Annotated in this window: 13 protein-coding genes; 1 reads left to right on the forward strand and 12 read right to left on the reverse strand. The window is 31.7% G+C overall.

Features of this window, described 5'->3' with window-relative positions:
- Positions 1-52: 52 nt before the first annotated feature.
- The 5 genes from DEU42_RS14205 to DEU42_RS14225 are packed head-to-tail and all read right to left on the reverse strand — an operon-like array spanning position 53 to position 6,828.
- Positions 53-883 carry a hypothetical protein gene (locus DEU42_RS14205; RefSeq protein ID WP_114758973.1) on the reverse strand — a complete coding sequence of 277 codons (831 nt, stop codon included), beginning with the start codon at positions 881-883 and terminating at the stop codon, positions 53-55.
- Positions 880-2,481 carry an AAA family ATPase gene (locus tag DEU42_RS14210; protein ID WP_114758974.1) on the reverse strand — a complete coding sequence of 534 codons (1,602 nt, stop codon included), beginning with the start codon at positions 2,479-2,481 and terminating at the stop codon, positions 880-882. Before DEU42_RS14210 ends, DEU42_RS14205 begins: the two co-directional genes overlap by 4 nt.
- Positions 2,478-4,088: a restriction endonuclease subunit S gene (locus DEU42_RS14215; protein WP_114758975.1), complete on the reverse strand. Its 1,611-nt coding sequence runs from the start codon at positions 4,086-4,088 to the stop codon at positions 2,478-2,480. Before DEU42_RS14215 ends, DEU42_RS14210 begins: the two co-directional genes overlap by 4 nt.
- Complete coding sequence (locus tag DEU42_RS14220) at positions 4,085-5,500, reverse strand: type I restriction-modification system subunit M (RefSeq protein WP_114758976.1); 1,416 nt, start codon at positions 5,498-5,500, stop codon at positions 4,085-4,087. Before DEU42_RS14220 ends, DEU42_RS14215 begins: the two co-directional genes overlap by 4 nt.
- A 38-nt stretch (positions 5,501-5,538) precedes the next feature.
- Complete coding sequence (locus DEU42_RS14225) at positions 5,539-6,828, reverse strand: hypothetical protein (protein WP_147278133.1); 1,290 nt, start codon at positions 6,826-6,828, stop codon at positions 5,539-5,541.
- A 417-nt stretch (positions 6,829-7,245) separates the two neighbouring features.
- Here DEU42_RS14225 and DEU42_RS14230 point away from each other — a divergent pair, with 417 nt between their 5' ends.
- Positions 7,246-8,055 (forward strand): hypothetical protein, encoded by an 810-nt coding sequence (locus DEU42_RS14230; RefSeq protein WP_114758978.1) that lies wholly within the window; start codon positions 7,246-7,248, stop codon positions 8,053-8,055.
- An 8-nt stretch (positions 8,056-8,063) separates the two neighbouring features.
- On the opposite strand, the gene DEU42_RS14235 is transcribed toward DEU42_RS14230, so the two are convergent.
- From DEU42_RS14235 to DEU42_RS14260, 7 genes are all read right to left on the reverse strand, one after another.
- On the reverse strand, positions 8,064-8,234 hold the full coding sequence (locus DEU42_RS14235) for a DUF1737 domain-containing protein (protein ID WP_114758979.1): 171 nt from the start codon (positions 8,232-8,234) through the stop codon (positions 8,064-8,066).
- 70 nt (positions 8,235-8,304) lie between these two features.
- On the reverse strand, positions 8,305-9,684 hold the full coding sequence (locus tag DEU42_RS14240) for a phage/plasmid primase, P4 family (protein ID WP_114758980.1): 1,380 nt from the start codon (positions 9,682-9,684) through the stop codon (positions 8,305-8,307).
- A gap of 2 nt (positions 9,685-9,686) precedes the next feature.
- Positions 9,687-9,965 (reverse strand): helix-turn-helix domain-containing protein, encoded by a 279-nt coding sequence (locus DEU42_RS14245; protein WP_114758981.1) that lies wholly within the window; start codon positions 9,963-9,965, stop codon positions 9,687-9,689.
- Between the two features lie 67 nt (positions 9,966-10,032).
- Positions 10,033-10,695 (reverse strand): hypothetical protein, encoded by a 663-nt coding sequence (locus DEU42_RS14250; RefSeq protein WP_114758982.1) that lies wholly within the window; start codon positions 10,693-10,695, stop codon positions 10,033-10,035.
- 12 nt (positions 10,696-10,707) lie between these two features.
- A complete protein-coding gene (locus tag DEU42_RS17565) occupies positions 10,708-11,487 on the reverse strand; it encodes a hypothetical protein (protein WP_199509098.1) in 780 nt (259 codons plus the stop codon).
- On the reverse strand, positions 11,462-11,965 hold the full coding sequence (locus DEU42_RS17570; RefSeq protein WP_199509099.1) for a hypothetical protein: 504 nt from the start codon (positions 11,963-11,965) through the stop codon (positions 11,462-11,464). Before DEU42_RS17570 ends, DEU42_RS17565 begins: the two co-directional genes overlap by 26 nt.
- A 272-nt stretch (positions 11,966-12,237) precedes the next feature.
- The gene (locus DEU42_RS14260; protein WP_114758983.1) at positions 12,238-13,845 is read right to left on the reverse strand and encodes a T9SS type A sorting domain-containing protein; all 1,608 of its coding nucleotides are present in this window, start codon (positions 13,843-13,845) and stop codon (positions 12,238-12,240) included.
- Positions 13,846-13,903: the final 58 nt, after the last annotated feature.

Here is a 13,903-nt window from a genome sequence, read left to right on the forward strand (position 1 = left end):
TATAAAAAAACATTACTTTATAATTTGTTATATAATTTATATAATTGCCTTGTCAAATCGTCAGAATAGCACTCAAGTTATTTTTGTTAAGACAAGCAATGACAACGCCCGATAAAAGTTCCTTTTCGTTAGCCCATTCTATCAATTGATTTTTTAAAAATGTTATCATGTTGTCATCGGTTAAGGTTCTGTCAGGAATAGTACAGAGATTTATAATTTGATTAATATTTCTTTGGCAAGCTTGCCATTTAGTTTTTCTAGCCGCCTTTAAGGGACTATGATTTAAATGATAATATTTTATTGAAGTATTTACTCTTTCGATTTCCCATGTAAATGTTTTAGGGGCATTAGGAACTGCTTTTCCAAATCCATTAAAAGAAATAAGAGCAGCATCTTCTTTTATAGTGGGATCGAGTAAATATGGACGTTCATCAGCTAGAGCTCTTTTGGATATCGCAGCAACGGAACCTTCTTTTAAAGGGAAATAGATTCCTTTCCCAAATGCGATATCCTCATCAGTATATTTATCTTTTCTTAGTCTATTACTGTAAATGCTGCTGAATCTGTAATTTTCCCAGTCGTATGCTAGAAACCAATATCCATCTCTTTCAATATTATCAATATTTTTTGCCGATTTTTTTGGTCTGAAATGATCTACATCCCTATCCGACATCAAATCTTTTGCCTCAGAATACCAACATTTTCCATCCATCACATCGCTTAATGCTTTAAATAGGGTTTTATCTTGCCATATTTGATTTTTGTCGATATGTTTTAATTTATCCCTCAATAAAGGAATAGCCTCTAACTCTAATTGGAGTTTTGCGGCTTTATCTAGCCACTCCTTAGGAATTATTATCTTATTTGGGTCAACGTATCTCACTTGCTGCTTGATATTTCTTTAAGAACTTTTAAAACTAGTTCTTCCTGCTTCTTTATCTCTTCAGGATTATTGGGGCGAGGCTTAAAATCTTTTTCCTTGATAAGTGCCTCTAGAAATTTGTCATATAATGGATCAATCGATTTTTGATTAAGGCCAATTTCATCCAAATATTGATTAAGGTTCAATAAAAGCGTTTCTTCTTCTACTGATAAACCTTCATGATTTTTCTTTGCTAGGAGTTCATATTGTTTAATGACTTCTTGTTCTGTATCATAATCTAATGAAGAAGGTAAATTAAAAAATTCGCTGGTTAATATACCCGCAACACCTAAACCTTTTGGATCAAAAGAAGGCTCAATCGCCTTAATAGTTTTCTTATCACCTTCTGGATAAAATATTCTAATTTCTTCTTTAGTTAGGCCACCAATAACTAATGGGTCATGGGTGGTCATAATTACTTGACTACTTTTATCTTTATCTACAACTTCCTCCATTAGACTCATATATTTCCACTTCCATAAAGGATTGAGATGTGTGTCTGGTTCATCTAATAAGAATAAAGTGTCTTCATCTTTAGTGAATCTCATTAATCCTAAAACTGTAAGTAATTGTTGTTCACCCTCGCTTAGTTCCTTAAATGTAATATGACCATCAACATTTAGTTTTCTGACTTTTACTTTAACTTCATGTATTAAATCGGATATATATGTACTTTCAAGCATCTTAAAAAAATCTGCGTTGTTTCCATATTTCTTAGCTAGATTTGCTAGCTTTTCCTGATTTGAAATATATAGATATATGTGCTCTTCTTCAGGGTTTTTATGAAAGTCCTCTCTAACCTTTTCAGTAATAGGTATAGGTGCTAGTGAAGCATCCCATAAATCATTAAGAAAATCTTTGACTACACCTTTAGCATACCAAAATTTTGAATCACCTCCTTCTCTCTGTTTTCCCTTATACCAGTAAGGGTTTTTAAAAACAAATAAAATAGATTCTAGACCTAGTATGTTAAGGTATTCTTTCAAGAATACGTTTATCTTCTCTTCTGGAAATCCATAGAAAGCTAATAAGACAAAGTGGCTATGAATTAGTCGTGTATAAAATAATGGTCGCATAGGGTCATCTAATCCATCCATTAAGTCTTTTAAAAATCTTCTCTGATGTGTGTCGAAATGCTTTTCAAGTCTATTACTTATACCCGAATAATATGAAAAAACATATTTAGGCAAGTGTTCATCCTTAAGCTTATAGAAATCTGACTTTGTAAGTTTTATATCATTTACAAAAAATGTAAAACCTACCTTGTCTGCTTTGATAAATTCAGGAGCTCCTTCTTTTAGTGAATTGTTTTTTATACCAATAACTCTGATATTGTTATTCTTGCATTTATAATGAATGTCAAAATTAAATTCAGGTGTGATTGTTTTTTTTTCATTTAAATCCAAGTCTCTAAAGATTATTACAAGGGCTTCAAGAAAATTAGATTTACCAGCGGCATTTATTCCGAGCAAAATAGTATGCATTTTAGTCTCATCTAAATCAATTATGAAATTGTTCAGATTTTTAAACCCGTTTATTTTTACTTTATCAATTTTCATTTTACTAATTCTAAAAAGCCTTTTTCATCACTTTCTTTTATAATATTAGAAATTTCAACTTTCAACTTCAAATCTTCATAAAATTCATCAATATCTTTCTCATGTTTTGACATTTTCCATAAACTTAAAGCAGACATTTTACCATACTCTTTTAAAAGATCTTCAATTTCAACTAAGTTTTCGCTTCTAGTATAATTACCAAGTGTGTTTACTAAATTTGGATGAAAAGATCCACTACTAGGTTTTGGTTTTCTAGCCATATTATCAATTTCAATATTTATATTTCCAAAGGCCTCTCTTAATACTGTATGTTTAAGAGTTTCAAACTCTTCTTTGCGTTTACTCCCTATTTCTTTAAGTCTAATGTAACTATTCTCAAAATCATTTAAGTATTTAACGATCTTAAAAATTTCTTTTAGTGGAGGTAGAGGTATTTTTATCATCTTTAAACTTGCCATACTTAAACCTTCTCTAGATACACCGACCTGAACATTCATTATAGTTTCTTGAAAATAATGAGATATAATTAAGTAATGTATATATTCTCTAATATTTAAGTCTAGCAATCTTATAATAGCTACGTGCTGGCTTACATTTCCTTCGTCAAAATCGTCGGCAATTAAAGCGCATCTCCCAATTGAACCGCCAGTTATATTTAATAAGATATCTTTGGGTTTTACTTGAGAACCTTTCATCTTTTCATGAATAGTTGGACTTATATATGCGATATCATCAGTTTTTACACCATCATTATATATGTTTTGAGATCTGAAAAATTTTATTCCTTTATTAATATATACTGATTTGCCACCTGTAGGGGTGCTGCCTGCACCTAATTTTAAGGATATATCTCCCATTCTTGCCCATGTCCAGGTGCTTGGCAGAACGAATGGCCTTTCGCTGTCTTTTATTTTAGGTAATGGTAATTGTTTTACTATTATTTTTTGTTCAATTAAATCTTGCTTTTTCTGAATAAATTTTTTTAATAAAAAATTTCCGTCTTCTTGGATATTGTTATTTTCTCTCCATTCAGATGTTAGTTTGCCAGTAATTGCATCTTGAAGAGTAGTAGTATATAGTTTATCAATTAAATCTAACTGATGTTTTATTTCATGTTCAACAATAATACTTTTTTTCTCAAAATCATTAATAGATTCAAGAATTCTTTTTTGTTCAATTTTTGGGGGTAAATAAACAGATATCTCCAATAGTTGATTGGGATTTATCCTCTTCGAGCCAACTCCTTTAGCCAGCCCCTCAAGTTTTAAATAAAAATTACCTTGTCTAAAAAAATAATATATCCATTCTACATAGCAGGAGTCACTAACATCGAATGCTGGAATATCCTGACTTGATTCATATCCATCTAATTCAGTTGGGACTATTCCGAAAGCTCCTTTATGTAAGTTTTGGCTTCCATAAATAAATTGCCCGGATTTACGGATATAGTATCTTGTTGCTCCCTCTTTGTCATTTGCATAAGGCCTTTTTTCAACACCGCCATTGTTTAGTTTGACCCTAATTCTTTTCTTTGGGTCAGGAGATTCAGAAACTACTTTTGATAAAGTAAGTATTTCGCCTAATTTAACTTTTTTCCAATCTTTCATTTGAAAATTTGATCTAATTGTGAAAGCAACTGTTTGCTTAATTCAAATGATTCATTTAACTGCTGTAATATTTCTTCTCTACTCAATTGCTCCTCATCTGTTTCACCAAAATATGGGCTTGAGATATCTAAGTTATAATTTCTTTTTTTAATGTCTTTAATAGATACTTTCCAAGCGTAATCATTTTCTTGTCGATTATGCCACCAATTTTTTTCTAAGTCAAATTCTTCAAGATTAATAGGTCGCGATTTTGTATAACTTTTATGACCGTCAGGGTATGGATGCTCAAAATACCAAATTTCTTTGGTTGGCATTCCTTTATCAAAAAACAATAAATTAGTTTTAATTGAAGTGTAGGGATTAAATACACCATTAGGGAGGCGAATGATAGTGTGTAAGTTACATTTGGCTAATAATTCTTCTTTAATGCGTGTTCTAACGCCTTCTCCAAAAAGAAATCCATCTGGTAACACAACTGCTGCTCTTCCGTTTTTTTTCAAAAGTTTTACAATCAAAATAAGGAAAAGATCTGCTGTTTCTTTTGTTCTAAATTCTTGTGGGAAGTTTGTTTCAGTACCATCTTCCTCAGTACCCCCAAAGGGTGGATTTGATAAAATTATGTCTACTAATTTATCCCCCTTCCAGCTATCATAAGGTTTACTCAATAAATTATCTCTATTAATTGATGGTATGTTAAATCCATGCAACATTAAGTTTGTTGTACATAATAAATGTGGAAGGGGTTTCTTTTCAATTCCCCTAATATTTTCTTGTAGGATTATATTTTCTTCTTTGTCATGAAATTTACGTACATGATCGATACTACATGTGAGGAAGCCCCCTGTCCCACAAGCAGGGTCTAAAATAGACTCTCCTTCTTTAGGATTAACCATCTCAACCATAAATTGAGTTATCGCTCTAGGGGTATAATATTCCCCCGATGAACCTGCACTCTGCAATTCTTTTAAGATACTTTCGTAAATATCATTAAAGACATGAGTATCAGTTGTATTAGCGAAATCAATTTTGTTAATTTCATTAATAACTTGTCTGAAAAGTGTTCCGTTTTTCATAAAATTGTAAGTGTCTTCAAAGACAGATTTGACAATTTTAGATTGGTCATTTCCAGTTCTATCTAAACTTTTTAGTGCAGGAAATAATTTAGAGTTAATAAATTCTATTAATTCTTCACCTGTTAAAGTTTGATCAATAGCCCATTTCTTCCATCTAAATTCTTCAGGTATTGGACTTGAATAATCCTTGATTTTACTTCTCCACTCTTCTTCCTTATCTGAAAATATTTTCATGAATAACATCCAAACTATTTGGGATATACGCTGTGCATCACCATCTACGCCAGTGTCTTTACGCATTATATCACGAATGGATTTTATAATAGTTGTTGTACTCATAGTTTATTTATTCTGCTCTTAACTTATTATTTAAATACTTATTTGAAATAGGAATACATTTTGAAATCAAATGTTGCTCCATATAATTCTTCTATCCTATTACGAATGTGGTAATTGCTTGATCTTGCTTCTCTTCTGTCATGTATCTGAGAATTACTATTTACTACTTTTACAATTTTTCTTATCTCATCCTTATCAAATTCATTTAAAAAAGGCCTAATTAAGTGATCAAAGCGCATATCAGCAATAGAATACTGGTGACTTTTGCCAAACATTTCAATTAAAAAGTCGAATGCAACATTTCTATTACCTTCCCTATTTGCATAATTAAAAACATATAGAATGCTTTCAGTTGTTATATGGGTTTCCTCATAACCACTTTCCCATGTTATAGACGAAATTTTATTAATGTGGGCTGTAATGTTTTCTGATAAAAAAACTGCGTATGTATCTAGATCAGCGTCCTTTTCAATAATATTTTGAATTAATATCTTAGCACTGTCATTCAATACTTTGAAAATCTCTGGAAATTGATTAAAAAGAGTAATTAAGTTCATTAAATACTTTTCATCTAAATCGCTGTAATAATCCTGTTCAGTAGCAATTGTTGTAATTAAATTTTTATAATCAGTTTTTAAGATAATTAGTATAGCTCTTAAATTAATTTCTCTATTATCATCACACAATTGGTTAGAAGTTTTAAATGTAACTTTCCATAAAGATCTAAAGATATGAAGTGTTACTTTTGGGTTTATTTTGTCTAAATATTTTGCCTTTAGATGTCTTTCCAATTGAATTTCATCATATATGATAGTTTTTATAGAGGATAAATTTTCTAATAGATCTTCAAATATTTTTCTAGATAAAAAGGGAGGTTTAATTAATACTCCTTCTAAAATGTTTCTTATATGAGCCCTAGTAGTTTCTTTATTTGGTCTATATAATTCAAAATTTTGAGTGAGGACTGGATGAGCGCATAAATGTCTATGCTGTCTAAGAGTATTAATATGAAGATAATCTGACGGCTCCAAAAGATTTGTTTTATCTTTTATGAGATCAATTAATTTTGTTTCCCATTCAGCTGAAACTGAATTTTTAGTCTGTAGTGTTTTGATTTCTTCTAAAATCTTAGTTGCATTCGGATCACTATAAGTTTCATGCAATTCTTCAATTTTATAAAGTAAATCAGCCACAGCAATTGAATATAGCATAACTACAGCTGAGCGATAGCTTTCACTGTAATATGATTTGATAACTTCTTGAAAATAATCCCTAGTTTTTGCTGAATATATTTTTTCAGACTGTAACTCAATTGAAAAATCTCTCATAAAATATTGATGCTCTAGAATCTATCTTTTTTTTTCCATTTTTTTTTATATATGCTAAGATAGTTTAAGAATTTTTCATGTGGAACCAAAATGGTAAGTATATTTTTTAATGAAATGAAAGTAAAAGCTTACGATTTTAAATTAATTTGAGTGATGTTTGTAAATAATAAAATAATATATTTAGACCATGAAATAAAAAAGATTTATAATAACATATCGGCGTCCTTTTCTTGTCAGCGAATCGACCAAATTTTTAAACAAGTACGAAGGGATATAAGGATTGCACACGCAAAGGCGTGGGCTTTCTTATTCTTCGTATGCGTTCTTGGTCGGACGTGCTGACAGATGGGAAATGTCCCACGCTGATTATTTTTAGTAACCTCTGTTTTGGGATGTTCAGAGACCAACCAAACAACAATGAAGAAACTAGTGTGTGTATTGTTACTTTTTATGATAGCATCATGTGCAGATAAAAAGTATGAAGTTATTAAAGAAGATGTTAACGTAAACATCTGTAGAATGCAAATAAAAATACCTCAAAAAATTAATGAAGAACAGTTAGAGGCAATAGCAAATGAATTAAGAGATGATAGAAAAGGTTATGATAAGCTTTGGATTTCATTCTACTTGCGAGATTTATTACCGGAGAGTGATGGCAATGGTGCATGGGCTGTAGCAAGTTTTACTCCTGGCTTTGAAATGGATATTTTGGGGGAGAAAATAGCAGCAGGCAAGCTAAACAATAAAGCTGCTGCTCCTTTTCCGCAATATCAGAATGCTATGGAGGTACTTAAAGCAAATAATGACTATCAAAATCAATGTTTAGAAGACCTTTCTAAAGGTGATGACAGTCACGTAAGGGTGTCAAGTGAATTTTTGCCTAATGAAGACATATCGCTTTTAAAACAACAAGCTAAACGAGATGTTGTTTATGTGATTTTTCAAGTGTTTGCAGAAACTAAGTTAGATAAGTTTACTGTTACTTCTATACCTATTGTAAGGACATCTTTTAATCCTAATTTAATGTATGATGGAAAGAAGCAAGATGTTTTAAAACAGACTATTACCATTACGCGAACTAAAGCGCAGGAAGTCTTAAAAAAATACTTGAAGACTAACGCATTTAAAGATTTATATCAGCTTGATGGAACAATGTATTTACCAAATGAGAAATTTGAGACATTAAAACATGCAGAACTTGAAAGTGTTTTTGCAGATTTGAATTAATCTGTTATTCATTTAGTACTTAATAAAACAAGGGCTTGGTGTAAAAGCCCTTGTTTTATTTTTATACCTCCATATAATTGCCAACCTTTTTGGAGTAGTTTGTTGATTTCTTTTTCAAAATCGTCTAAGTTACAATCTCGAACCACTTTATATTTCATAGTTTTTATATTAATATCCATAATAAAATTGTTTTTATACTTACATAAGCTGCATAAGCTACATTATGTAGGTTGTGTACATTATGTAGGATTAAATACTTCTTTTTTCTAAGTAAATTACATATCCTGCACTTAATCTTTTTTTCTTAAATCCTCTTTTTTCGAGCTTTTGTGAAAACACTTTTTCGGAGCAAGGAATGCAGTTATTGATGCTGCAATTATTTTTGTATTCTTGGAAGAGCTCCTTCAGCTTCATATTATGCGTAGTAGAAGTGAAATATTGCTCATCCTCCAAAAACATTAAAACACTATCGCTCTCGGTTTCATAAATTTTTACTTGTTGTTCAACAATTTCACTACTACTGAAGTTTTTATTTTCCAATAATCTTTTTAAGCCATCCAATATCCAGTTGAATACTCCAGATAATTCACTGGAAATGATTTTCTGAGCAAGTTCTTTGTCCTGTTGTTCAGGTGGAATGGTAATGTTAAAAGGGATTATTAAAAATCTTCTGAAATAAGCATGGGTGTTTTCTATTTCTTTAGGTAAAACGTTAGCATTAAAAAGGAGTTTAGCATAATCTCTTATTAAAATTGGTTTTTCGTGTGGAGATCTAGCCTCAACGGGTTCGCCTGAGCATAGTTGTTTAAAAAAACTTGTTTCAAGCTTTCCGTTTATTTCAGATGCATAGTTTAATAATTTATGAGATATCATGGCTCGAAAATATCCATTTTTATCAGTTAGTGAGCTTAGGCTAAACGATGTGATATTTTGCTCACCTAAAAGTGCACTAATGATTTCGAATAATACGCTTTTGCCATTAGCCCCTGAACCAAATAAAATCATTACTTTTTCAAGTTTTAGAACACTATTTTTTATAAAAATGTAGCCCAAATATTCAGCCAAAACATTTTGAAGTTCTTTTTCAGGTAACACCCGATTTATAAACCTCATAAATGTTGGGGCATCCGAGTTAGGAATAAATTCAAAAGGTAATTGATAAGTCAAAAAATCCGCTTTTTCAAATTTTCTTAAAATTTGTTCTTTAGTGCTTATTTCGAAAGTTCCATTTTTTAAATTGACTAGGGTTTTTGAATTAGTGGGTATTTCCTTTAGTCCTGCATCAGACATAAATTGTTTTGTCAAATCGTCTTTAAATAAATAATATCTTGCATCATATTTATCTACTCCAGATTTTTGAGCAACTTGCCCCAAAAAATCTTTAAACTTTTCTGCTTCTACATATTCCCAATACTGCCCATTATAAAGATATATCATGCCATTTTTCCTGCATAGGCTAAATTCATTCTGATTTGTTTTTAATAAAAGATTATCAATGACTGGGATTAAAAAATGCTTTTTTTGCAACTTAGTTTTGTTGTCGTCTGTTTCAAAATAATTTCTGAAGTCAATTTCGGTAATGTTTTCTAATAGCTGTTGGAGTATTCCCTCTATTTTGCCGTCCATCATCTTTATTTATTTAATGGTTTAAGGCAATCAATCAGCTCATTTTTTTTGTAGTATCTACGATTGGCAATACCGTACGCTTTTATTTTTCCTTTATTAGTCCAGTGCCAAAGAGTGCTACTGTCAATTTTAAGAAAATCGCATGCTTCCTTTCGTGTCAAAAGAACATCTTCTTCTGATATTTGTAGATTTTTGCCAAAATTCTCTAATTGAGATTTTAACCCTATACTTATTAGCTCTGCTAAAGCTTCAGGGGTTGTTTGAATGAATTGAACTGTTTCCATTTGCAATAATTTTAAATTCATTGCAAATATTTACTCAAGTACATTGGTAGTAACTGGTTAAAACTGGTTATTGATTTTCAAAATTTTTCTTTAAGTCTTGTAAATCGTTTTTAGCTTTATGTGTATCATAGTTTTGTAGGCTCAAAATTTCAATTACTTTTTCAAAAATTTGAACTTTATTTTTCTGTTTAGTCGAGCTTTCTCCGGGAGCAATACGATTAGCCTTTTGACAATATTCTACATAATGTTGGTATAGTTTTTTTCCGGATATAAAACCATATTTCAAAATAACACTATCAGCATTAATGAGTGTTATATGCTCCTGTTTATAATAATGTAGTAAAGCAATTTCTTTTAAAGTAAGATTTACCATGTCATTTATAGGAGATACTTCTAGATTTTCTTCAGACTCAATTTTCTTGAGCTTTTCAGTGAGGAAACTGAAATACTCTCTCAACAACCAAAATTTGTCACGATTTTTTTTGTTTTCTATCCAGTCATTAAAGAGAATATCATCCTTTAAAACCTGCTTAAATTCAGAGTCATTATAATCAAAAAAAATAACATTATTGTGCAGGTGTTTGATTTCTTTATCTTGGTTTGAAAATACTTGTCGAATAAAAAACTCATCATTGGCCAAAGGATTGGCAATAAGAAACTCTTTTAAGGCTAACTCATAATTAGTTTCGAAAAATATTGATAAGCCAGTTCTTATATAGTTGTCTTGCATTGTTCTGATTTCTTAAAAATAACTAGTTAATTCCATTGCAATGTCTTTGTTGCTCTTACCAATATAGTTAAGAAACATAGCTTCAGTAGTGTGTCCTGTAATATAAGTTAAATAAGAAGTTGGAATATTGCCATAGTTGTTAGTGGCAAAAGATCGCCGTCCAATGTGTGAACTCACCAATTCCCATTTCTCATAAGTTCCTTTGCCTTTTCGGTAAATTTTATTTCCTGGAACTGTTTCAGCTTTTTTGCTACCTTCTATTAATTGTGTTAATCCTGCAATTCTACATACTTCTTTTATATAACGATTATATTTTTGATCAGAAATTGTTCTAGGAAATTCGCCATTACGTTTATTTAGTATATCAACAATTTTTGGAGATAATGGGACTGTCATTTTTTTACTGGTTTTTATCTGTGTAAATTCTATAAGAGGTTTCAATTCACCCATTTTATTTTTCTCATAACGAATCCAGTCCTTTTTGAAACGCATAAAATCTGAAACTCTTTGTCCAATGTAACAACTTATTAATAGCCAATCTTTCGCGTTTTCTAAATATTCTTTTTCTAAATTAGAATTTGATAGAATTTCTAATTCCTCATTAGTCAAATAAATAGTATCAGTTTTGTGGTATTTTGTTTTTATGTTGTCTAGCTGATGACTAGTTTCAATTCCATTAAATTTAGCATGTCGACAAACAGTTTTAATGAATCGTATATTTCGAGCAATTGTGTTTGGGGCATAATGGTTTTCTGTGCAATAATCTTCAAACTCTTTTGAAATGAGTGTCAATATCTAATATAAGAATAGGTTTTTTCCTTGCAGCTTCAAACCGAATTAACACCTGTTTTATTACTCTACATTTTCTAAGGGTACTCTCTGTTACCTCATTTCGCTTGAAATCAATATATGTATCCATATATTTTACTAGTTCTTTGGGTAAGATGTCTTTGCCAGCAGAGGGGCTATAATAAGTGTTGATTTGCGTTTCTAGCCATTCTTTATTTATTAAAGAAATGTCACTTTCATTAAATGCTTTGAGAATATGGTTCTCTATTTTATTAAGGTCTGCCTTTATATTAGCCTGCCTTTCAATCATGTCAATATCTTTAAGCCTTTTTTTGTGCTGCTTTGACCAATATTCTTTTGAAACTTCGTACTTGGTCGATGTCCCAAAAACGTAATCTTTATTGTCATATCGGTATAAAAGGCGTAAGATTAAATGAGCACTTTCTTTATTTGAACGATATAGGAAATTTACTGCTGCCATGATAATAAATTTATATGACAAAAGTAGCATAAAAGATGTACGATAATTGTACGGTAAATCGCAATTTCGAACAATAAATCGCAAACAAAAACAATAATGTAATATATTTGTCTCTGCCAAAAGCATTGTAAATAAAGGACTTTTTGTAGAGTTTAGTGTTTCTTTTGTGTGTACGATTTTTGTACCGCTCAAGCCCCATCTTCTCCACTTTAATTAAAAAGCCATACTTAATTTAAGTATGGCTTTTTAAGTTTTAGGATAGGAAGTAAGAGTTATTCTTTTACAATTTTCTTTGTAAATGTTGATTGCCCATCAGTAAATTTCATCAGATAGATTCCGCTGGCCTGACTGCTCAGGTCAATTTCCTGAATATTCGTTACTGCATCCATATAAACTTTCTGACCTTGTAAATTGAAGATCTCCAGTGTGTAATCAGTTACATTATTGTTGTTAAATTCTACTTTAAATATACCTTTCGACGGATTTGGATATATTGAGATTTGGTTTTCTGTACTTCCAAAATCCTCAACCCCTACAGTCGAAGAGCCATTAAGGTATACCTTCCAGTATTTTTGCTGTCCGTTTAAAAATGGATCATAAGCATTATTAGTAGCCGGGTTTTCAGTATGGATCAGATCCGGTTTTAAATCGCCATTCATATCAACAACAACATGGTAATCGTATGCAAAGCGATGCTCATAATCGTCGAGTACGATAGGAATATTCCATTGTGTTGCAGTTGCGCTGAATCCTGAACCATTGCTAAGGTACACCTTCCAGTATTTTTGCTGACCGCTTAAAAATGGGTCATAATCATTATTAGTAGCCGGGTTTTCAGTATGAATTAAATCCGGTTTTCCATCGCCGTTCATGTCGGCAACAGTGTGGTAATCATACGCAAAGCGATGCTCATAGTCATCCAGTACAGCCGGTATATTCCATTGTGTTGCTGTTGCGCTAAATCCTGAACCGTTATTAAGATATACTTTCCAGTATTTTTGCTGCCCGTTTAAAAATGGGTCATAATCATTATTGGTAGCCGGATTTTCGGTATGAACCAAATCCGGTTTTAAATCGCCGTTCATATCCACAACCGTGTGGTAATCATACGCAAAACGATGCTCATAGTCATCCAGTACAACCGGAATATTCCACTGCGTTGCTGTTGCGCTGAATCCTGTACCGTTATTAAGATATACTTTCCAGTATTTTTGCTGGCCATTTAAAAATGGGTCATAATCATTATTAGTTGCCGGGTTTTCAGTATGAACCAAATCCGGTTTTCCATCGCCATTCATATCGGCAACACTGTGGTAATCATACGCAAAACGATGCTCATAATCATCCAGTATAGCCGGGATATTCCATTGTGTTGCTGTTGCGCTGAATCCTGTACCGTTATTAAGATATACTTTCCAGTATTGTTGCTGGCCATTTAAAAACGGATCATAATCATTATTGGTTGCAGGATTTTCAGTATGAACCAGGTCCGGTTTTCCATCGCCGTTCATGTCGACAACTACGTGGTAATCATCTGCAAAGTGATGTTCGTCACCGTCCAGAACGGCAGGGATATTCCATTGTATTGCTGTTGCGCTGAAACCTGTACCGTTATTAAAATATACCTTCCAGTATTTTTGCTGACCGTTTAAAAACGGATCATAAACATTATTAGTAGCCGGGTTTTCGGTATGAACCAAATCCGGTTTTCCATCGCCGTTCATATCGACAACTACGTGGTAAAGGTCTGCAAAGTGATGTTCGTCACCGTCCAGAACGGCAGGGATATTCCATTGCTGTGCGGGGCTTGTAAACCCCTGTGCATTAGTATTGCTGTTGATGCCTGCTATGACAAGCAGGGATAATATTATTTTTTTCATTGGTGATTTTGGTGTTATTAATGATAGGTTGTGTGGCTTAGAAAATTGTACCCGATTT

The organism is Flavobacterium sp. AG291 (assembly GCF_003350375.1).
GTDB classification, from domain to species: domain Bacteria; phylum Bacteroidota; class Bacteroidia; order Flavobacteriales; family Flavobacteriaceae; genus Flavobacterium; species Flavobacterium suzhouense.